General features: G+C 72.1%; 18 protein-coding genes and 1 pseudogene. 10 read left to right on the forward strand and 9 right to left on the reverse strand.

Features of this window, described 5'->3' with window-relative positions:
• Positions 1-45: 45 nt before the first annotated feature.
• From NE234_RS40620 to NE234_RS40635, 4 genes are all read right to left on the reverse strand, one after another.
• Entirely contained in the window at positions 46-900 is an 855-nt protein-coding gene (locus tag NE234_RS40620; RefSeq protein WP_252786488.1) for an ABC transporter permease, read from the reverse strand.
• Positions 900-1,913, reverse strand: coding sequence for an ABC transporter ATP-binding protein (locus NE234_RS40625; protein ID WP_252786489.1), 1,014 nt, complete (start codon positions 1,911-1,913; stop codon positions 900-902). Before NE234_RS40625 ends, NE234_RS40620 begins: the two co-directional genes overlap by 1 nt.
• Entirely contained in the window at positions 1,910-5,113 is a 3,204-nt protein-coding gene (locus NE234_RS40630; RefSeq protein ID WP_252786490.1) for a type 2 lanthipeptide synthetase LanM family protein, read from the reverse strand. The genes NE234_RS40625 and NE234_RS40630 overlap by 4 nt, the downstream gene beginning before the upstream one ends.
• Positions 5,114-5,272: 159 nt before the next feature.
• Positions 5,273-5,488 (reverse strand): cinnamycin family lantibiotic, encoded by a 216-nt coding sequence (locus NE234_RS40635; RefSeq protein ID WP_252786491.1) that lies wholly within the window; start codon positions 5,486-5,488, stop codon positions 5,273-5,275.
• Positions 5,489-5,804: 316 nt separating this feature from the next.
• On the opposite strand from NE234_RS40635, the gene NE234_RS40640 reads away from it, so the two are divergent.
• The 5 genes and pseudogenes from NE234_RS40640 (at position 5,805) to NE234_RS40655 (ending at position 10,988) form a co-directional block, all read left to right on the forward strand.
• Complete coding sequence (locus NE234_RS40640; RefSeq protein WP_252786492.1) at positions 5,805-7,013, forward strand: serine hydrolase domain-containing protein; 1,209 nt, start codon at positions 5,805-5,807, stop codon at positions 7,011-7,013.
• 126 nt (positions 7,014-7,139) lie between these two features.
• A complete protein-coding gene (locus NE234_RS40645) occupies positions 7,140-8,318 on the forward strand; it encodes a serine hydrolase domain-containing protein (protein ID WP_252786493.1) in 1,179 nt (392 codons plus the stop codon).
• 336 nt (positions 8,319-8,654) lie between these two features.
• A pseudogene (locus NE234_RS45700) lies at positions 8,655-8,801 on the forward strand (glycosyltransferase family 2 protein); the annotation flags it as partial.
• A 73-nt stretch (positions 8,802-8,874) separates the two neighbouring features.
• Positions 8,875-9,495: a glycosyltransferase family protein gene (locus NE234_RS40650; RefSeq protein ID WP_308206995.1), complete on the forward strand. Its 621-nt coding sequence runs from the start codon at positions 8,875-8,877 to the stop codon at positions 9,493-9,495.
• Positions 9,496-9,734: 239 nt separating this feature from the next.
• Positions 9,735-10,988: a nucleotidyl cyclase domain-containing protein gene (locus NE234_RS40655; RefSeq protein ID WP_252786494.1), complete on the forward strand. Its 1,254-nt coding sequence runs from the start codon at positions 9,735-9,737 to the stop codon at positions 10,986-10,988.
• A 33-nt stretch (positions 10,989-11,021) separates the two neighbouring features.
• Here the strand turns inward: NE234_RS40655 and NE234_RS40660 are convergent, their stop codons facing one another.
• On the reverse strand, positions 11,022-11,576 hold the full coding sequence (locus tag NE234_RS40660; protein WP_252786495.1) for a winged helix-turn-helix domain-containing protein: 555 nt from the start codon (positions 11,574-11,576) through the stop codon (positions 11,022-11,024).
• A gap of 231 nt (positions 11,577-11,807) precedes the next feature.
• Here NE234_RS40660 and NE234_RS40665 point away from each other — a divergent pair, with 231 nt between their 5' ends.
• Positions 11,808-12,194 (forward strand): STAS domain-containing protein, encoded by a 387-nt coding sequence (locus NE234_RS40665; RefSeq protein WP_252786496.1) that lies wholly within the window; start codon positions 11,808-11,810, stop codon positions 12,192-12,194.
• Positions 12,195-12,456: 262 nt separating this feature from the next.
• Here the strand turns inward: NE234_RS40665 and NE234_RS40670 are convergent, their stop codons facing one another.
• The 3 genes from NE234_RS40670 to NE234_RS40680 all read right to left on the reverse strand — a co-directional run bounded on the left by NE234_RS40670 (position 12,457) and on the right by NE234_RS40680 (position 15,250).
• Complete coding sequence (locus NE234_RS40670; protein ID WP_252786497.1) at positions 12,457-13,038, reverse strand: carboxymuconolactone decarboxylase family protein; 582 nt, start codon at positions 13,036-13,038, stop codon at positions 12,457-12,459.
• A gap of 77 nt (positions 13,039-13,115) precedes the next feature.
• Positions 13,116-13,985 carry an SDR family NAD(P)-dependent oxidoreductase gene (locus tag NE234_RS40675; protein ID WP_252786498.1) on the reverse strand — a complete coding sequence of 290 codons (870 nt, stop codon included), beginning with the start codon at positions 13,983-13,985 and terminating at the stop codon, positions 13,116-13,118.
• A gap of 65 nt (positions 13,986-14,050) precedes the next feature.
• A complete protein-coding gene (locus NE234_RS40680; protein ID WP_252786499.1) occupies positions 14,051-15,250 on the reverse strand; it encodes an MFS transporter in 1,200 nt (399 codons plus the stop codon).
• 269 nt (positions 15,251-15,519) lie between these two features.
• On the opposite strand from NE234_RS40680, the gene NE234_RS40685 reads away from it, so the two are divergent.
• Positions 15,520-16,374, forward strand: a complete 855-nt coding sequence (locus NE234_RS40685; protein ID WP_252786500.1) for a polysaccharide deacetylase family protein — start codon at positions 15,520-15,522, stop codon at positions 16,372-16,374.
• 85 nt (positions 16,375-16,459) lie between these two features.
• On the opposite strand, the gene NE234_RS40690 is transcribed toward NE234_RS40685, so the two are convergent.
• A complete protein-coding gene (locus NE234_RS40690) occupies positions 16,460-17,251 on the reverse strand; it encodes a 3-hydroxybutyrate dehydrogenase (protein WP_252786501.1) in 792 nt (263 codons plus the stop codon).
• A gap of 147 nt (positions 17,252-17,398) precedes the next feature.
• Between NE234_RS40690 and NE234_RS40695 the strand changes: the two genes are divergently transcribed.
• From NE234_RS40695 to NE234_RS40705, 3 genes are all read left to right on the forward strand, one after another.
• Positions 17,399-18,805, forward strand: a complete 1,407-nt coding sequence (locus NE234_RS40695; RefSeq protein WP_252786502.1) for an FG-GAP and VCBS repeat-containing protein — start codon at positions 17,399-17,401, stop codon at positions 18,803-18,805.
• Positions 18,806-19,125: 320 nt separating this feature from the next.
• Positions 19,126-19,725 (forward strand): ATP-binding protein, encoded by a 600-nt coding sequence (locus tag NE234_RS40700; protein WP_252786503.1) that lies wholly within the window; start codon positions 19,126-19,128, stop codon positions 19,723-19,725.
• Positions 19,671-20,435, forward strand: coding sequence for an alpha/beta fold hydrolase (locus tag NE234_RS40705; RefSeq protein ID WP_252786504.1), 765 nt, complete (start codon positions 19,671-19,673; stop codon positions 20,433-20,435). Before NE234_RS40700 ends, NE234_RS40705 begins: the two co-directional genes overlap by 55 nt.
• The last annotated feature ends 43 nt before the right edge of the window (positions 20,436-20,478 follow it).

Raw genomic sequence — 20,478 nt, forward strand, 5'->3', positions numbered from 1 at the left:
CCACTGACGCCGGGAATTCATGCGTCACCGGGAGGCGGCGGCCGGTCAGCCGAGCCGGGAGAAGCGCCGGGCGGCGACGACGAGTGCGCCCACCGTGAAGGCGGCGACGACGGCCAGTTCGACCGGTGGCGCCGGGCGCAGACCGCCCCAGGTGACCGGCTCGGTCAGCATCGCCCGTCCGTGGACGAGCCGATCGACTCCGACGGTACGCCGCATGGCGTCCACGGCGTAGGTCAGCGGGTCGAAGCGGGAGAGCAACGACAGCCAGCCCGGCAGCGCGCTGATCGGGAACATCGTCCCGGACAGGAAGAGCAGGGGCGCCATCAGCACGCCCAGCACGGTCGTCAGCGTGCGCGGCCGCCGGACGAAGACCGCGATCGTCGTGGCCAGCACCGTCAGCGTGAGCGACGTCAGCGCCAGCTCGGCGGTGAGCAGCCCGTAGATTCCGGGCCGGTAGGGGATGTGGAGCAGTCCGGCGCCGGCCAGGATCACCAGGCCCTGGCAGGTCGCGACCGTCATGCCGCCGAGACATCGGCCGATCAACAGGGTGGCCCGGTGCACGGGGGCGACGAGCATCTCACGGAGGAAACCGTCCTCACGGTCCCAGACGATGGACGCGCCCACGGCGACCGTGGCCGGTTGCGCCGCCAGCACCAGCACACCGGGGAACAGGAACGTCAGATAGTCCGACGCGGACCCCATGCCGGAGCCGGCGAAGAGCCCTCCCATCCCGACGCCGAGGATGAACAGGGACATCAGAGACTGCAGCAGGGACACCAGGGTCCCGATCCGATCACGGAGAAAGTGCAGCATCTCCCGCTGCCACACCATGCGCGCGGCGCGGAGCTCGGCGGAGAGGCCGCGCCCGTACGCCGCGGGTGGCACCGCGCCGCCGGCCATCAGTGGCCTCCCCCGGGCTCGTCCCGGAGGTGGCGCCCGGTGTGGTGCAGGAAGACCTCGTCGAGGCTGGGCCTCGTGACGGTCACCTCATGGACCGGGACGTCCAGACCCGAGCACAGGCGGGGGACGAGGCGCGCCCCGTTCTCCGCCTGGACGCGCAGACCTCGCGGTCCGGCGACGGCCTCGATGCCGAAGCGCTCGCGGAGCGCCGCGGCCGCCGCCACATCGTCGCCGGTGCGCAGGTCGATGCGGTCGGCGGCGACGGTCGACTTCAGTTCGGCCGGCGCGCCCCGGGCGACGATCCGTCCCTCGTCGAGGATGGCGATGCGGTCGCACCGCTCGGCCTCATCGAGGTAGTGCGTCGTCAAGAAGAGCGTGGTCGCCTCGCGTTCGCGCACCTCGCGAAGGTGGGCCCAGAGCCGGTCACGTGCCCGCGGGTCCAGGCCGATGGTGGGTTCGTCCAGGAAGAGGACGCGTGGCCGGTGCAGCAGGCCGCGGGCGATCTCCAGGCGGCGGCGCATCCCACCGGAGAAGGTCCGTACGAGGTGGTCACGCCGTGCCGCGAGCCCGGCCAGATCGAGCATCGCCTCGATCCGGGCTGCCAGTTCCGCCTTGGGCAGGGCGTACAGATCGGCGTGGAAGCGGAGGTTCTCGGCGGCGGTGAGCTCCCCGTCGAGCGTGCTCTCCTGGAAGACGATTCCAAGGCTCCGACGTACGCGGCCGGGCGCGGTCCGGGTGTCGTGACCGGCCACCTCGATCCGACCCGCGGTGGGCACGGCCAGCGTGCACAGCATCGCGATGATCGTGCTCTTGCCCGCGCCGTTCGGACCGAGGAGGCCGAACGTCTCGCCCTGCTCGACCGTGAGGTCCACACCGCGCACGGCGTCCACGTCCGGATAGGACTTGTGGAGGCCGGTCGCCCGGATGGCGGGAACATCCTGGTACCGGCACGGAGCGTTCGATTCCCGCTGGCGCATCCGGCCGGTTCCGAAGACCGCTTCCCCCTCTGTCATGTTCCAGGTACCGGATCCAGGAGGAGGGGGGAGGGGATCCGGTCGGGGTGGGCCAGGCGCAGGACGTGCATGCCGAAACCGGACATCCCGGCCATAAGCCCGGGAAGAACGCCCTCCGCCTGCCCGATGACGCCGTTCTCGGTCTCGCCGAAGTGCCGCCACTGCTCGTGCGCCTGAACGTTCGCCTCCAACCGGAAGACCGGCTCGTCCTGCAGCGTGGCGAAACGCAGGAACAGTTCGGCGTTCCCCGACCGGCCGTGGCAGAGCGTGTCGTTCCTCAGGCGGGGGAAGTTCCGCAGCGTCGCCGAGACGGCGTAGCGGGTCTCGCGCAGCAGGGACTCATCCTCGCCACCGAGGATCGCCCAGCTCGCGACGCGGCTCAGACCGATGCCGGCGGCTCCGTTGCACCAGGCATTGGCGTAGTAGCGGCCGTTCTGCCGGAAGCCGCCGGGGCGGGTGCGCAGGTCGTACCAGTCCCGCGTCGCCTCGTCGAAATGCCGGGCCTCGTAGGCGAAGGCCCGGAGTCCGGCGGTCACGTACTCCGGCCGGTCCGTCAGCCGCCCGAGCCGGATCAGCGCCCATCCGATGCCGGCCGCGCCGTGGGCGAATCCGGTCAGATCGGCCGAGGCGACGCGAGGATCGGGTGGCGGCCAGCTCAGCGTGTCCGCGTCCCCGACGGCGTGGCGCAGCAACACCTCCGCGCACGACCGTGCCTGCTCGATGCCCCGGCCGTCCGCCTCGGAGGCGAGCCCGAGCAGCACCGGGACGAGACCGGCCACGCCGCTGAAGATGTCCAGCGCCGCGTCGTCCTCGATCCGTAGGTTCTCGCCCAGCCGGACTGCGAGCTTGAGCAGCTCGCGGTCCCCCCACAGGCGGTGCAGGTGGGTGAGCAGGTAGATCAGGCCGCCGACCCCTTTGAAGGCGCCGATCTCGCGGCGATCGGCGGCCGCGATGGCGTGGGACAGCGCCCGTTCGGCCGCCTGCCGGAACTCCGGCCTTGGAGCGATGTGGTCGAGGTAGGCGAGGAACAGCGCGATTCCCGTCGCCCCGTCGTACAGGTCGCCGCCGACGCCGACCCGTACGGGCCCGTCGGGGCCGCTCTTGTAGGACGTCCACGGCGCGGCCTCCGATGGCTCACGGAGCATGGCGCACAGGCGCTCGCCGATCCGGCTCGCCTGCTCGACGCAGGCGGACGTGAACGCCGGGGTGGCGACCTCGCTCGTGGACAGGCCGGCCGCGATGTACCTGCACTGCTGATCGCGGTTGTCCGCGGACAGCAGCCGGATCCGCTGGACGGCATGGTCGAGCGGAGAGATGTCGAGGCCGGTCGCGAGCGCCGTCGTGTGGTCGTGGACCAGCGGGCCGCCGCGGGCGTCCGCGGTGAAGATCGGTACGTCGAGTCGCCACATCGACTCGACCTCCCGCTCCGCGAGGCGACCGTCCTGGTCCCAGACTTGCGGGAAGGTGCGGACCGTGCCGATGACCAGGTCCACCTCCAAGGGGTCGACCAGGCATTTCGGGTGCCGCGCGTACTGCAGCAGATCGACGTAGGCCTGGGTTCCCCAGTTGACGTACCGGACGGAGGCACCGCCGAAGATCTCCGTCACCGCGCGTACGGCCGCGTCGGGACGGCCCGCGAACCACTCGTAGATTCGGCCGAACCCTTCCATGATCGCCTCGGTGAAGTCCTCCGGCCGTACCAACGTGCCGCCGAGGAACACCCGGTTGTACGTCTCCGGTTCGACGCGTACGCCGGTCACGTGCGTCACCGACATCCGGAAGCTGTCGCGCCGCCCTTTGACGCAGGGCACGGGCATCGGCACCTCGTACGCCTCGCCTCCGGAGTAGCCGCTGGCCCGGATGGCCGCGCCGGAGCCCGCCCCGCGTGGCCACTCGAGCAGACCGGTCCTGAACACCGAGTCGAGCAGTGTCCCCGGCGGTTGGGCCTGACCGCGCGGAATCACGCTGAGGGCGGTCTCGCAGTCGCAGACGTGGGCATGGCCGTCGGCGACCAGAACGTTCTCGAAATGCAGGTCGTCGCCGCCCAGCACATAGAAGATCCCGAGGTGGCCGCCGAGCTCCCGGTAGATCCGCTCGGCCTCCCCCCGGGTCGTCACCTGGTTACGTCCCCGGGGGATCAGCTCTTCGTAGCCGTAGCCCGTCCGCCGCAGGACGACATGCGGAGCGAAGCCGAGTACGCCGTCGTCACGCAGCCGGCCGAGCAGTTCCTGCATGGCAGCCTCGGCGGTGAGCGAGCGCGGCTTGTAGACGAACGAACCGGTCGTGCCGTCCGCCAGCCGAGCCTCGACGACGGCGACGCTCCGGGCCCCGGCGTGGTAGTCGGACAGACCCGGCCGCAATGACCTGAATGAGGAGATGCCCTCGCCGAAGATCTCGCGGCCGATCGCCGCGGCGTCCGCATCGAGGCGTTCGATGAGCTCGCATCCGAAATCGGCCAGCAAGGCGGTGACGTGCGCCAGCCAGCGTCCCAGCACCGGGAACCTCAGATGGAACCCGTGGTGGGCGGCCGCGTCGGCGAATGTGGCGTCGAGATACGCCCGGAAGTCCTCGCGGGTCGCCTGTTCCCTGTCGATGCCCGCCTCGGCGCGGTACACCTTCGCGTCGGCCTCCACGGCCCAGGCGAGTGACAGTTCGAAACGCTCGAAGAGGTGCCACTGCAGATCCTCGGTCATGCGGCGGCCGAACCGGCCGGGACGGCGCGCCCGGGCGGTGTCCATCCGGCGACCGAGCTCGCGCAGGAAGGGCTCGCAGGCGATGGCGAGCCGGCCGTAGTAGGTCTCGGGGCGCCGCCACCTCGCGTCCGGCGCATCGTCGGCGGAGCGGTCGAACCGGCCGACTGCGGCCTGGTAGGTCGGCAGCCAGGAGCGCTGAACCTCGGCGAACACCGCCTTGGTGCCGTCATCGGCCTCGCCCAGGCCGAGTTCGTGGTTCCGGAAGGCGGTGAGCGCCCGCATGAGGCCGTCCCGGCCGTGACCGGCGGGTGCGGCCGGCCGCGGTGTCCTCCCATCGGTCTTCACGGCGAGCCGCCGGGAGATCCGGTCGATCTTCCAGGCGTCGAAACGAGGCAGCGGGTCGGCCGGCCTCGCCGGTCCGGTCGCGTCCAGCCTGGCCACGACGCGCAGACGTTCGGCGAGGTTCGCGGCGGCGGCGGCGATGTCGACGAAGGAGTGATCACCCAATGGTCGAGACTCCTTTCGGTGCGCAACGGTCAGCGAGCCTGATCGCGCGATCAACGGTGGATGGCCGTTCCGTCCGTACACGTTCGCGGACGCACGTGGATCTCGACACGGGCGCGGCCGACGGCTGCCGACCGCGCCGCGGGCGTCTGCACTCGCCGCCTAATAGGTCGGGTGACAGGCGTAGGTGTGGTTGCAGTGATGGGTGCTCGGACAAGCGTAGATCTCGCCGGCATCGCCCTTCACCCAGAACTCCAGGGACTCCCGGCCGGACTGCTCGATCGGGTCGGGCAGCGAGCCGACCCCGGCGCCGAAGGCCGTCGGATCCGCCATGAGCTGGGCACGGAACTCGTCGTCGACGACGGCCTGAATCGTCATCGCCCTGTCCATTTCAATCCCCCCTTTGATCAGCCCTTACGAGGAACGATCTATCCGGACCTGGACGAATATGACCGTTCGGGCCTCCTTGCCATGACTTAATTGTCACTCACCGAGTCACGAACACCGCAACAGAGATGTAACTAATCAGCAAAGGCAGGACAGCGCGCGATCTGTGCTTTACACGGATGTTAGCTTCATTTGCGGTTTGTTTGTTGCAACGGCAATCGTCGCAATATCGAATGGTCGCGTGCAGGTGTCATGCGGGTTGCGAGAATCCCGCAGACGGGGCCGGCGCCGAGCCCCGGGAGGGCCGATGGAGCGAACACCGTCTCGTGGCGAGGTCTCACGCCGGGCCGTCATGGCGGTCGCCACCGTCGCCGCGGCGCTCGCCGGGCCTCCGGCGCTCGCCGGACCTCCGGCGCGTCCCCTCCCGGCCGCGGATCACGACGACTCCGCCCTGCGTGCGGTCTTCGCCGAGGCCGTGCGCCAGAACCACTATCCAGGGGCGCTGGCGCAGGCCCGCAGGCAGGGACGGATCCGCGACATCGCCATCGGGGTCGGCGACACGCGGAACGGCGGACCGCCGCGGCCGGACGCGCGCTTCAGGGCCGGCAGCATCACCAAGACGTTCGTCGCGACGACGGTCCTGCAACTGGTCGCCGAACGCCGGATCCGGCTGACCGACACCGTCGAGCAGTGGCTGCCGGGTCTGGTCGACGGCAAGGGCAACGACGGGAGGCGGATCACCGTTCGGATGTTGCTGGACCATACGAGCGGCCTGTTCGACTACACGAATGACAAGGATCTGGGCCGGGCGTTCGAACAGGATCCGTCCCGACGGGTCCCGCCCCGCGCGTTGGTCGGCGTCGCGGTCTCCCATCCCCCGCTGTTCCGCCCCGGATCGGCCTGGAACTACTCCGACACCGACTATGTCCTGCTCGGAATGATCATCCAGCGGGTCACCGGCCGGTCGTACGCCGAAGAGATAACCCGGCGGATCATCCGGCCGCTGGGGCTGCGTTCGACCTACTTCCCCGGCGCATCGCGGTCCATCGACCCCCCGTACCTGCACGGCTACACGACGTCGGGCTCCGGCGCCGTCGAGGACGTGACCGCGCGCACCCCCACCTTCGCACCCGCCTCCGGTGACCTCGTCTCGACCGTCGGAGACCTGAACCGCTTCGACTCGGCCCTGCTCGCGGGACGTCTGCTCCCGCCGCCCGTCCTGCGGCAGATGCTGACGCCCGTTCCCAGGTCCCGCGCGGGCTCGGACCTCGACAAGTACGGCCTCGGGGTGATCATCACGAAGCTCCCCTGCGGAGTCACGGTGTACGGCCACGGCGGAACCCTCGACGGCTACCTCACCGGCATGGCCGGACGGCCGGGCGGCGCCCACACGCTCGCCTGGGTGGTCAACGGCGGCTGGGGAGTGGAGAAGCAGATGGCGCTGACGGACAAGGCCTACATCGCCGAGTTCTGTGGCGGCCGCCGGCACGCATCCCCGTCACCGAGCAGTCCATGACTCCGCCGGCACGACGGGGCGTGCTCCGCGTCAACGCCGTGACGGTGACACCGGCCGGCGAACACGTCGCCGCGCCGCTCCCGCGACACGCCCCCGGACGACGCATCTCATCATAACGTTGCGTCCATGCCTCATCACCGTTCGCGATCAGGTCGGCGCCCGGCCGCGCTCGCCACCGCGCTCACCCTGCTCGGCACGCCGGCCTTGCCCGGCTGTTCCACCGCGCGTGGCCACGCCCCCGGCAGGGCGAGCTCTCCGGCCGGCCGCGTCGGCGACGCGATCCAACGGCGGCTGGACGACCTGGTACGCAAAGACGGATACCCCGCCGTGCTGGCCGCCGTCCGCGGCCGCGACGGGCGGGTGCGCGACTACACCGCGGGCGTCGCGAACCTGCGCACCAGAGCCACGGTGCCGGTCGACGGACAGGTGCGCATCGGCAGCATCACCAAGGGCTTCACCTCCGCCGTCATCCTCCAGCTCGTCGGCGAGGGGAGGATCGGCCTGGACAAGCCGGTCGAGACCTATCTGCCCGGACTGATCCGCGGGGCCGGCATCGACGGCCGCCGCATCACCGTCCGCCAGATCCTTCAGCACACCAGCGGCCTGCCGGAGTACACCACCATCTTCGATCGGCACTTCCCGTCCTACCAGCACGTCTACATGGAGCCCCGGGCACTGCTGGACCTCGCGCTGAAGCAGAGGGCCCACTTCGCCCCCGGCACGCGCTGGGAGTACTCCAACACGAACTACATCGTCGCCGGGCTGATCATTGAGAAGGTCACCGGCCGCCCGGTGATCGAAGAGATCACCAACCGGGTGATCAAGCGTGCCGGGCTGCGCCACACCTACTTCCCCGCTGTGGGCGACCAGACCATCCACGAGGCCCATCCCCAGGGATACGCCGCCGAGGCCGGCGCGGCAGGCCCGCTGCGCGACGTCACAGAGTTGGACCCCTCCTGGGCCTGGTCCGCCGGCCAGATCGTCTCGACCAGCGGCGACCTCATCCGCTACCTCGCCGCGTTGCTCGGAGGGAGGCTGCTCCAGCCGGCACAGCTCAAGGAGATGCGCACCACCGTCGGCACCGGAGACAAGCGGGGCGCGGCGTACGGCCTCGGCCTGTTCCGCGCCCCGCTGCCCTGTGGCGGTGCGGTGTGGGGACACAACGGTGGAATCCCCGGATACAGCACGGCGGACTTCGCCGCCGAGGACGGGCGCGCGATCGCCATCGCCGCAACCGCCGAGCCTGTCAGCGACGTCAAGGTCGCGCACCTCGACGCCGCCGTCATCAGTGCCTTCTGTCCCTGACCCGGGAAGCGGCCGGTGAACGGACCGTGCCGCGATCCGCGAACCCGCTGCCGTCGATGGTGGCCCGTCGAGTCGGTGACGCCGCCCTTGACCGAACCGAAGTCTGGGCGAACACCGCACCGGGTAGAAATCCGGACCACGGGGACGATCCGCTCGCGGGGGGAGCCTCGATCGTGTTGATCTCGGGGGGCTGCCGCGACGCTGAGCCGGCGGGTGTTCGCCGCCGCCGGCAAGGGGTCGCCGGCGACGTCTGGTACCGGCGCCGTGACGGATCCGACGCCGGCGGATGACACCCGGCGCCCGACCGCGCGGGAACCGGCTCGCGTCACCGTCGTGGTGGCCACCCGGAACCGCCGCGGGGAACTGGAGCGGACGCTGATCCGCCTCCGGACGCTGCCGGAGCGCCCGCCGGTCATCGTGGTCGACAACGCCTCCTCGGACGGTACGGCGGACCTCGTGGCCACCGGGTTCCCGGACGTGCGCCTCGTCACTCTGCCCGCCAACCGGGGCGGGGCGGCCCGCAACATCGGCGTGCGCCTCGCCCCGCACGCCGTACGTGGCGTTCAGCGACGACGACTCCTGGTGGGAGCCCGGTGCCCTGCGCGCCGCCGTCCGCGCGCTCGACCGGCATCCGCGCCTGGCGGTGCTGGTCGCGCGGATCGGCCTGGGCGACGGGCGGCTCGACCACGTCTCGCGGAAGATGGCGCGGGGGGCACTGGGCCGGGCACCCGACCTGCCGGGACCGTCGGTCCTGCTGTTCCCCGCGTGCGCAGCCGTGGTACGGCGTGACACCTTCCTCGACGTCGGCGGATTCGACGAACTGCTGTTCTTCGGCGGCGAGGAGAGCCTGCCCGCCCTGGACCTGGCCGTGTCCGGATGGGGGCTGGCGTACGTTCCGGAGGTGACGGCGCGCCATGCGCCGTCCGGCCTTCGCGGGGACTCCGCGCGGCGACTCGCCCTGCACCGCCGCAACGACCTGCTCGTGACCTGGATGCGGCTGTCGGCCGGCCGGGCGCTGCGCCGCACGGGCGCGCTGGCGATCGAGGCCCTGCGCGACCCGCTGGCCCGGGACACCCTGCGCCGGGTGCTGGTCCGTCTCCCGGCGGCCCTGGCCCGCCGCCGGCGCGTGCCGCGAGCGTGGGAGCGAAGGCTCGAGATCCTCCACGAACTGGAGTGAGCCCCCCGACCTCGGGGCACGCGTCCTCGTTCGGTGACCGAAGGTGCCGAGCCCGTCGTTCGCTCGCCGCGTTCGCTCAGGTGTAGCCCCAGGCCCGGCAGACGTCCCGGAGCTGCGGCGGGACGTCGTCCGGGGGGTCGGTGCCGCGCAGCGGCCGCCCGGCGTCCCCTCCCTTTACATTGTAGATTTTTATTACGGATCGCATCCAATCGATCACGATATGCTGTTACGCTGACCGCGTGACCTCGGAACCCCCCGCAGGCCGGCCGACGCCCGGCGACTACGACCTGACCCGCGACCTCGTCGGCGGGCTCCCCCACGACCTCGTCGAGCGGTGGCGGCACACCGGCCAGACGGCCGAGGACGCGCGGCGCCTGCTGAGCGGATACGCCGTCGAGGGCTACAGCGTCGTGTCCGACTCGGCCGGGCTGACCCGGCTGAGCGAGCAGGTGGCGCTCCTGGAGGTCCTGGCGCTGATCGACCGGCCGAAGCGGATCCTGCACGCGTACGGCCGGGCCGTCGGGGGACGCGCGATCGGAGTGTGGGCGGCCGACAACGCCCAGATGTTCCATCCGGCGGACACGCGCGCCTCGACGCTGCTCTCGGCCCTCCTGAGCGTGCAGGACGAGATCCGGCGCCACTGCCGGGTCCGGATCGGCATCGGCGTCCACCGCGGGACCTTCGACCAGCTGTCCGGCGGGCTCTACGGCGAGGAGGCCGACGGGATCGAGGACATCGCGGAGAACCACACCGAGGGCGGGGAGATCGCCGTGACCGCGCCGGTGGTCGGGCTCCTGCCGTCCGATCACCCCTTCGTCCTGCGTCGCAGGGACGACCTGCGGCATCCGCTCGGCCCGGTCCACCGGGTGCTCGACGGTCCGCGCCTGGAGGACGTGCGTCCCGTCGAGGACGAGCGGTACCCCATCCCCTACTCCCCCGAGTTCCACGCCGACCTGCTGCGCCTCGAGCACTCCCCCGGCGACGCCGAGCTGCTCGTCCGGCTGACCGCCCGGCACCTCCGCGAGCGGACGGTCGTCCTCGTCGAGCGCGGCGGCACCTCGGCGGGGACCCCCGACCTGGCGCTCCTGAGAGGACTCGCCCTGTCGGCCACGATGCGGGAGACTGCCCTTCGCCTGCTGCCGCCCACCGGCGCCGTCGAGATCAAGGTCGCCGGCCCTCTGGGCATCTACCTCTTCGACGAGCCCGGGGCCGCCGTGACGTTCGCCCTCCGGCTGCGCTCGGATCTGGCCGAGCGCGAGATCATCTGCCGCATCGGCGTGGACACCGGACCGGTGCTGACCGGCGAGACGCCGGGCGGCGGCCGGGACATCGCCGGCGCTCCCGTCAACGTCGCGTCGAAGATGGCACAGGACCTCGGACGGCCCGGCCGCGTCTACCTCAGCGAGGCCCTGCGGGCACAGACCGGCCTGGCCCGCTTCGTCCCGGTCGAGCGCGCCGTCTCCGGAGTGCGCATCACCTTCTTCGAAGGCTGAGCCCGGCCCGGCGGCCAGGGGCGCGAGGGTTCGTCAGGGCGCCGCGTCGTGGGCCTCCGGCCGCCGGTAGCAGTAGCCCACCCGCCGTACGGTCACCAGGCGCGCGCCGTGGCGCCCGAGCTTGCGGCGCAGTCGATGGACGTGCACGTCGACCGTACGGGGCACGGCCACCGACGCGCCTTCCCAGACCGCGTTCATGAGGTGGAGGCGGGAGATCACCTTTCCGGGGCGGGCGGTCAGGTACTCCAGCAGCTCGAACTCCTGGAACGTCAACGACACCTCCTCACCGTCCGCCCAGACACGCCTGGCGTCGCGGTCGACGAGCAGGTCGTCGGGCTCCTGCTCGGTCGGCCGCCGGCCCCACGGAACAGGCGGGGATCCCCGGGGCGGCACGACGACCGGCGTTCCGACGTCTCCGGCCGGGAGAAGCTGAGCGGTGATCACCACGACCTGGCCGGTCCCGGGAAGCGGGATCACCTCCAAAAGGCCGCCCGGTGGCGTGCCCGGAACCTTCGGCGGCCCGACGTCCAGGTCGGGAGATGAATCAGGGAGGTGAGTGTCGAGCTTCGCAAGCTGAAGTCGTGGCATGGCGGATTCCTTCATCGACGTTCAGGGACCTGTACGAGCACCTGAGGCGGCCGTCCGGCTCGCGCCATCCAGAGTGAGAGAGATTTCCTACTTTGTCAATCGACAATACATGGATGCTGGCAGATGCCGGGGAAGAAGATGAGCGTGATCGGGGTTGTCGTACCATCGGCCAAGAATGACTGGGGGCCGTAAGGTTGAGACCACCATCATTCGGCGTGGAGGTGGGGACGAATGACGGCGGACCGATCGGACGAGGCGACGCTGGACGTGGCGGTCGAGCCACGGGGCGAGTGGTCGCTGGTACACGTGGCGGGCGAGCTGGACTACACGACCGTCGGCGGCATCCGCGACGAGCTCGACGCGATGCTGTCGGCGGGCCAGGTCCGGATCGCGCTCGACCTGTCCTTGCTCGAATTCTGCGACTCGGTCGGGCTCGGTTGCTTCGTCGGCGCCTGGAAGCGCGCGCGTAAGGACGGTGGCGAGCTTCTGCTGCTCCGGCCCGCCGGGCACGTCCAGCGCATGCTCAAGATCACCGGTCTCGACCGGTTCCTGTCCAGCACGGACGAGATCCCCGGAGACGCGCCCACCGGTGACGCGGATCTGACGGCGGCACGGTAGGGCGTCAGACGCCCGTCGGCATCTTCACCGCCGCATCTCCGTCGACGCACTGTTCGCCTTGCGGGAGCCCGCAGACCGCCCTGTGACGGCGCCCTGCCGGCCGCCTCGCGGGGACCACCCGGCGACGTCGGCCGGCCACGAGGCCTTCTTCGCGAGGGCCGCTCCGACGCCGGAGCACATGCCCCTGCCCGGCAGCACGACGAGGCGCGCTCGGGTTCCATCGGCGATCAGCGATCTGCGGGAGCTGCGGTGGGGACGGCGCTCACCGGGAGGGATCGGGCGGGATCCGCAGCGCGGTGATGGCCGTCGCGAGCATGTCGTAGTGGCCGACGAGCATGATCAGCTCGATGCACTCCCGGTCGCCGAGGTGCGCGCGGAGCCGTTCCCACGCCGTGTCGTCGAGGTCGCGCGCGGCCTGCAGCGCGTCCACCGCCGCCAGGACCGCGCGCTCGCGCGGCGACCAGCCGTCGTCCTCGGCCCCGCGCTCGACCAGCCGGGCCACATCGACGGCGGTGACCCCGGCCCGCGCACCGAGCCGTACGTGATGCTCGAACTCGTAACGGCAGCCCCGCAGATGCGCCACCCGCAGGATGACCAGCTCGGTCTCGCGGCGGGGCAGCAGGCCGCCCGGCATCAGCCGGCCGGCGAAGTGGAGCCAGCCGCGGAACAACCGGCGGTGCCGGCCGAGCACCCGGAACAGCACCGGCGGTGCCGTGCCCGCGCGCCGTCCCGCCAGCCGGGCGAACACCCACGCCGGCGTGCCCAGCTCGCGGCGCGAGCCGGCCGGGACGCGCGGCCCTGCATCTCTTCGCTCCGCATTCCAGGGCACTGCGCTCTGCGACACCGCACCCCGTGCCCCCGCACTCGGCGGCGCTGCATCCTGCGGCGCCGCGTTCCGCGGTGCCGTGCCCTGCGGATCCGTCATCCGGCCTGCTCCTCGGGCTGCGGTGTCGTCAGCGGCGGGTCCTCTTCGGCCGCGATCCGCAGAGCGGGCTCCACTCGTGCCCGCACCGCCGTCTCGAGCACACGCTGGGCCGCCATCCGCCCGTACAGGACCGGCCCGACCCAGCGCGGGGCGTGCACCCGGCGGGCGCGCGTCGCGATGCCGCGTTCGAGCGCGTCGATCCCGGCCCGGAGCGGCGTCACCCCGGTGAACGCTCCGCGCCTGCCCTGCAGCGCGGCGGCGGCCCGCGTGCCGAACCCGCGGTGCGTCATGTCGGTGTCCAGCTCGGCGAAGTAGGCGACGCCCACCCGCGCGCCGGTGTGCCGCAGCTCGACGCGGAGCGTGTCGCCCAGGGCCTCGACCGCGGCCTTCGAGGCGCTGTAGGCGCCGAGCAGCGGCGCGTGGACGGCGGCGGCCAGCGAGGCGACCGCCAGCGCGTAGCCCTCCGGGTGCGCAATGTACGGGCCCGCCGACCGCAGGGTGTGGTAGGTGCCGAAGACGTTCACGCGCATGGTCGTCTCCAGGACCTCGGGATCACCACCGAGGAGGGGCCACTGGCAGGCGACTCCTGCGTTGGCCACCACGACGTCCAGGCCGCCCAGCCGATCGGCCAGCTCCGCCACCACCCATTCGACGAGGTCGCGGTCGGTGACGTCGCAGGTCCGCCAGGGCGCGTCCGCGCAGTCGCGCGCGACGGCCGCCAGACCGTCCGGCTCCAGGCCCGCCAGGGCGACTCGGGCACCGCGGGCGTGCAGACGGCGGGCGAGGGCCGCGCCGATGCCGCGCGCCGCTCCGGTGACGAGGACGCGGCGCCCGCTCAGCGCCGCCGGGTCGTTCGGTCGTCCCATGAATCAGCAATACACCGGCTCCGCCGTTCGCGGAACCCGGTCTCGCCGGCCGGCCGCGTCCGCCGTCAGGCGGCGTCGGCGACGGACGCGGGCGGCATCGCCGGCTGCGGGGCGCGCCGCCAGGCCGGAGCGGCGAGCAGGACCACGAGGAGACCGGCCGTGCCGGAGATGGCGAACGCCCAGCGGGTGCCCAGGCCGTCGATGATGACGCCGGTGAGGGGGCCCGAGACGGCCAGTCCCAGGGTCATCGCGGTGCCGTGCAGTCCTGTCGCCTCGCCGCGGGCCGCGGCCGGCACCCATCGGCTGAGGGTGTCGATCGTGGTGGAGATCGCCGGGGCGCACATCACCCCCGCCGGGAGCAGCGCGAGGCAGAGCCACCCCCAGTGCCCGGCCAGGCCCATGGGAACGGTGAGCGCGGCCATGCCGCCGACGATGACGAGCGGGGAGAAGCCCCGGGCCAGCGCGCCGTACACGAACCCGCCGGCCATCGACGCGAGCCCCCAGACGGCGAGCACCAGGCCGGTCCAGCGGGTCGCGGAGTCGGCCTTGAGCACCGCGACCAGGCCGAGCTCCGTCGCGGCGAGCACGAAGGTCGCCGCCGCCGTCACACCGAGCAGCGCGAACAGGGCGGGGGTCAGCCACTCCCGGCGGCGCACCGCGGCCGCGCCGGTCTCCGGCTCGTCGTCGACGCGGATGGGCGGGTCGAGCGCCAGCAGTGCCGCGCCGGACCCGACCAGCCCGATGCCGATGAGCGCCATCGTCCAGGAACTGCCGATCGCGGTCGCGACGGCCACGGCGAGCGCCGGGCCGGTCATGTAGGCCACCTCGACGAGCATCGAGTCCAGCGCGTACGCGCTGCGGCGGTGCTCGGCCGGAACGGCGGCCGCGACGCACTGGCGGACGACGGTGAACACCGGCAGCGCCAGGACCCCGCTCACGAAGGCGCCGGCGAACAGCGGCCAGTACGACAGGAACGGCGCGGCCGTCCAGAAGACCAGCTGGGCGAGCGTGGTGACCACCAGGACCGGCCGGAGGCCGCGCCGGTCCACGAAGCGCCCGGCGATCGGGGCGCCGACCGCCACTCCGGCGGTCGAGGCCGCGCCGACGAGGCCCGCCTGCATGAACCCGCGTCCCAGGCCGCCGACCACGTACAGGGTCAGCGTCAGTCCGCACGCCACGACGGGGATCCGGGCGACCAGGCCGACGAGCAGCAGCGTTCGGACTCCGGGGATGGCCAGGACCCGCCTGTAAGGTTCAACGGTCACAGTGATCACTTACCTCCGCGGGCAGTATGCCAGCGGCCACTGACAGCCCGAAACCGGTTTTCCGCGCGCCACGCCGCCGGCCGCGAGCCGCCGGTCCTTTCCCGACACCGTTCTTCATCGCGCGTTCGGGCGGCCGGATTTCGCGGGTATAGGTAACGCGACGGGGGTGGCCCATCGCGGTCCCCGCTGTTCGGCTCGACATTCCGGACCGTTCCTGGCCGCCCCCCGAACCCTGCGCATGACCAAAAGTCGCTCAGTCGGGGGCAAAGGTGACGAACGACGAAAACGATAAAAATAATAAAGACGAGAAAAGCGGATTTCTGCAACGGCGTTGGGCCGTGCCCGCCGCCCTCGGCGCGGCCGTATTGGTGGGCGGTGTGGTGGGCGCGGGGGTGTTCCTTCTCGCCCGTTCGCCGTCCCACGAGAACCGGTCCGCCGCCCATCGGGCCGCGAAGCCACGGCCGGCCGCCCCGGCGAAGGTCGACTGCCACGTGCGCAAGTGCATCGCGCTCACCTTCGACGACGGACCGGTCACCGGCACCGCCAAGCTCCTGGACATCCTGAAGGCGCACGGCGCGCACGCGACCTTCTTCGTCCTCGGCCAGCAGGTGGCGAACAACCAGGACATCCTGAAACGTGAGGCCACCGAGGGCCACCAGATCGGCAACCACACGTTCGACCACGCCAAGCTGACCGGCGCCCCGCGAGCGAAGGTCGAGGACGAGCTCATCCGCACGCAGGAGGCCATCCTGCAGGCCACCGGCACGACGCCGACGGTGATGCGGCCGACCTACGGGTACTCGGACAAGCAGCTCAACGAGATCGCCAAGCAGATGGGGCTGGCGCAGATCCTGTGGACCGTCGACACGCTGGACTGGAAGGACCGCAACACCGCGGTGGTGACGAAGCGCGTCCTGGCCGGCGCGAAGCCGGGCCACATCGTGATCATGCATGACATCCGGCCGACGAGCGTGGCCGCGATACCCGGCATCCTGGACGCGCTGAGCAAACAGGGCTACGCCTTCGTGACGGTCTCCGAGCTGTACGGCGGCAACCTCGTGCCCGGCGACCGGTACCCGCCGTTCCTCGGATCGCCCACCGCGGGGCCGGCCCCGCCCACGTAAGCCCGCCACCCGGCCTGATCGGCGCCCGCGCGACCACGCGCGGGCGCCGTCGGCCGTTCAGGGGCCCCGGTGCCGCCCGGATCCCCTAATGGGCGGTCCAGCCGCCGTCCATCGTGAGGGACGCCCCTGTGATCATCGACGCGTGCGGCGAGCAGAGGTAGGCGACCATCTCGGCGACCTCCTCGGGCTCGATCAGCCGCCGGATCGCGGCCCTGGCCAGCATGACCTCGTCCACGACCCGGTCCGGTTCCATCCCGTGCGCCGCAGCCTGGTCCGCGATCTGGTGCTCCACCAGCGGAGTCCGCACGTACGCCGGACTGACGCAGTTCGCGGTCACCCCGTGCTCGGCGGCCTCCAGCGCGATGACCTTGCTCATCCCCTCCAGGGCGTGCTTGGCGGCGACGTAGGCGACCTTGTACGGCGAGGCGATCCGGCCGTGCACCGACGAGATCCCGACGATCCGGCCCCAGCCGCGTTCGTACATCCCGGGCAGCGCCCGGCGGGCGAGACGGAACGGCGCCTCCACCATGATCCGCTGGATCCGTGCGAAGACGTCCGGCGGGAACTCGGTGACCGGGGCGACGTGCTGCAGTCCCGCGTTGTTGACCAGGATGTCCACGTCGCAGTCGATCGCCTCGACCGCGGCGGCGTCGGACAGGTCCGCGGTGACCGCCCGGCCGCCGATCTCCTCGGCCGCGGCCTCGGCCTCCTCCTCACGCAGGTCGACGATGACGACCTCGGCTCCGGCGGCCGCCAGCCGCCGGGCGCACGCCAGGCCGATGCCGCCGGCCGCGCCGGTCACCAGGGCACGCCGGCCGGACAGGTCGGGACCGGCGGACGACTGAGGGGACGGTTCCGGGGCGTTCGGCGGGACCACGCGCTCCTCCTCGATCGGGACACTCCAGTGGATACGACCCTATCCACGCGATTCGGTGGCCCTGACCAGGCGATGGTACGAACGGGTAAACCCAAGACGATCTTGTGGCGTCCTCCGAGCGAACATCCGCGACGAAGGGGATCGATCATGAGGATGCGCACCACGGCCGTGGTGGGGGCCGCGGCGGTCGTGACCACGCTCGGGCCGGCGGGGGCGGTCACCGCCCCGGCCCACGCCTCGGCCGGTCCGGCGAAGGCGGGGGACTTCAACGGCGACGGCCGCCGCGACCTGGTGACGGCGAGCCCCGGCGGCACGGTGGCCGGCAGGCAAGAGGCCGGTTTCGTCACCGTCGTCTACGGCGGCAAGACGGGGCCGGACAAGACCCACCGCCAGGTCATCACCCAGGACAGCCCGGGGATCCCCGGCACACCCGACGACTACAACGCGTTCGGCGGCGCGGTCGCCTCCGCCGACTTCGACCGCGACGGGTACGCCGACCTCGCCGTGACGGCCGCCGGACGGCCGTGGCGGATCGTCATCGTCTACGGCGGTGCGAAGGGCCTCACGTCCCGCACGACCGCGCTGACGGGGCCGGGCGCGTGGAACAACCCGTACCTGGCGGTCGGGGACTTCGACCATGACGGCGGCACCGACCTGGCGTCCTCGGTGTCAGGCGACACGAACGCCCTCGTCCTGTTCCGCGACGTCCGCGACCGGGCCGTCCCCGCGACCGCGTACCCCGTCCAGACGAAGGGCGACGAGGTCGACGCGATCGACCCGATCGCGGGCGACTTCACCGGTGACGGGTACACCGACCTGGTCGTACTGGTGCGCAGCTCGATCGACGGCGAGCCGGTCGAGAAACGCGCCGAGCTCCGCCGCGGATCGCCCTCCGGTCTCGGCGCCCCGACCCCGGTGGGCTCCGACATCGGGCGGGCGGCGGCCGCCGGCGACGTCAACGGCGACGGCCGGGCGGACCTGATCGCCGCCACCGGCGGGGGCGACGGCGACCGCTCCGACCCGCCGGAGGGGATCCTCGTCTTCCTCGGCACCACGTCGGGCCTGGGCACGCCGAAGGAGTTCACCCAGGACACCCCCGGTGTTCCCGGCGTCTCGGAGGCGTGGGACGGCTGGGGCACGGTGCTCGCCGTGGGCGACGTCGACGGGGACCACCGCGCCGACGTCGCGATCGGCGCGCCCGGCGAGGACGTCGGCCGGGTGCAGGACGCCGGCGCGGTCACGATCCTGCGCGGCGCGGCCGGCGGTCTCACCGTCAAGGGCGCCCAGATCTTCGACCAGAACACCGCGCACGTGCCGGGCGTCGCGGAGACGGCCGACGCGTTCGGCGGCGGGCTGTCGCTGGCAGACCTGACGGGCGACGGCCGGGCCGACCTGACCACGGGCGCCCCCGTCGAGAACCGCGAGGAGGGCGGCCTCTGGGTGCTGCGCGGCGCCAAGACCGGGGTCACCACCACGGGCCTGCGCACGCTGAGCCCGTCCGATCTGGGCGTCGCGAAGCGCCACGCGCAGCTGGGCCGCGTCCTGCTCCCCTGAGATGACGGCTCCGTGATCACGCGCGCCGCCGGGCCGCCCGGCGGAGCCGATCGTCCCCGCCGCCCCCGTACGACCGCCGGTGCCGTACGGGGGCGGCGTCGTTCGCGACGGGAACGGTACGCGGGCGCGGTCCGCCGACGTTAACGATCTTGTGGGCATTCCGCCGTTTCCGTTGACATCGGCCCGCCGACGCTCGATGCTCCCGGAACGTACGCCCAAAATTTGCTCACTACGCCCACTATTCGGGCACCGACGGGGGGCGCGAGTCCTTGTCCGATTCACCGGAGCAGCGACCTTCCGGGCTTCCCGGGAACGACGCCGTGACGGCCACGACCGGGTCCGCGGACGGACGCCGCCGGTCCGGATGGTGCGACCTCCCGGGCTCGCGGCTGGCGCCCTCCATCGCACGCCGCTGGGTCGCGGCGATGCTGGACTCCTGGAACCTCTCGCTGCCCCCGGCGGACCTGGCGACGATCGCGGAGCTGACCAGCGAACTGGTGACCAACGCCGTCCAGCACGCGGAGCCGGGTCCCTCCGGCGACCAGGAGATCAGGGTCAACGTCCGGGTCGACTACGGCATGGTCTGGCTCGCCGTCTGCGACCGTGACCCGACCCTGCCCGTACGGAGGACGCCCGACTTCATCGCCGAGTGCGGCCGCGGCCTGTTCCTGGTCGACGCCCAGGCCGACCAGTGGGGCTTCGTCCGGTACCACGGCGGCAAGTACGTCTGGTTCGGTCTCGAATACCCCGGCGGCGCTCATCGGGCGACCGCCGCCCGCCGCCCGGAGCTCATCGTGGCCGCCGCCCCGGAGCCGCCCGCCACCCCTGATCCGTCCGCACCGCCTTCGACAGAACAGGACCCGGTATGTCTCCCGTCGCCCTTCCCCATGCCCTCTGCGGCTCCGGACCGCATCGGGTGATCGCGCTGCACGGCTGGTTCGGCGATCGCGACGCCTTCGCCGGGATCCGGCCGTACCTGAACGGGGAGGCGTTCACGTACGCGTTCCCCGACTACCGCGGGTACGGCGAGGCCCGCGACGTCGCCGGCGACCACACGCTCACCGAGATCGCCGGTGACGTCATCGCGCTGGCCGACGAACTCGGCTGGGAGGAGTTCTCGCTGGTCGGGCACTCGATGGGCGGGACGGCGATGCAGCGGGTGATGCTGGACGCGCCCGGCCGGGTCCGCAGGATGGTCGGCGTCTCGCCGGTCCCCGCCTCCGGCGTCCCGTTCGACGACCAGGCATGGGGGCTGTTCTCCGGTGCCGCCGAGGAAGCCGCGAACCGCCGGGCGATCATCGACCTCACCACCGGCGGCCGCCTCCCGGGCGCCTGGCTCGACGCGATGGTGGACACCTCGCTGCGCGTCTCGACGGTCCCGGCGTTCCGCGCCTACCTGGACGCCTGGGCCCGTACGGACTTCCATGAGGAGGTGGTGGGCAACGCCACGCCGGTCCTCGTCATCGCCGGCGCGCAGGACCCGGCGCTGTCCGCCGACGTCATGCGGGCGACCTGGCTGGAGTGGTACCCGAACGCCGAGCTGGTGACGTTCCAGGACGCCGGCCACTACGCGATGGACGAGACGCCGCTCGCGCTGGTGGCCGAGATGGAGCGTTTCCTGGCCGCCTGAACACCGTCCGGGCGGCCGGCGCGCCGGCCGCCCGGACCGGTCC

This window comes from Actinoallomurus rhizosphaericola, from assembly GCF_024055675.1.
Classification (GTDB): domain Bacteria; phylum Actinomycetota; class Actinomycetes; order Streptosporangiales; family Streptosporangiaceae; genus Actinoallomurus; species Actinoallomurus soli.

Bases quoted from the DNA above. Each gene is read 5' to 3' on its own strand.
- NE234_RS40620 (WP_252786488.1), bottom strand. From the start codon at position 900: ATGGCCGGCGGCGCGGTGCCACCCGCGGCGTACGGGCGCGGCCTCTCC.
- NE234_RS40625 (WP_252786489.1), bottom strand. From the start codon at position 1,913: ATGACAGAGGGGGAAGCGGTCTTCGGAACCGGCCGGATGCGCCAGCGG.
- NE234_RS40635 (WP_252786491.1), bottom strand. From the start codon at position 5,488: ATGACGATTCAGGCCGTCGTCGACGACGAGTTCCGTGCCCAGCTCATG.
- NE234_RS40640 (WP_252786492.1), top strand. From the start codon at position 5,805: ATGGAGCGAACACCGTCTCGTGGCGAGGTCTCACGCCGGGCCGTCATG.
- NE234_RS40645 (WP_252786493.1), top strand. From the start codon at position 7,140: ATGCCTCATCACCGTTCGCGATCAGGTCGGCGCCCGGCCGCGCTCGCC.
- NE234_RS40660 (WP_252786495.1), bottom strand. From the start codon at position 11,576: ATGCCACGACTTCAGCTTGCGAAGCTCGACACTCACCTCCCTGATTCA.
- NE234_RS40665 (WP_252786496.1), top strand. From the start codon at position 11,808: ATGACGGCGGACCGATCGGACGAGGCGACGCTGGACGTGGCGGTCGAG.
- NE234_RS40675 (WP_252786498.1), bottom strand. From the start codon at position 13,985: ATGGGACGACCGAACGACCCGGCGGCGCTGAGCGGGCGCCGCGTCCTC.
- NE234_RS40695 (WP_252786502.1), top strand. From the start codon at position 17,399: ATGAGGATGCGCACCACGGCCGTGGTGGGGGCCGCGGCGGTCGTGACC.
- NE234_RS40705 (WP_252786504.1), top strand. From the start codon at position 19,671: ATGTCTCCCGTCGCCCTTCCCCATGCCCTCTGCGGCTCCGGACCGCAT.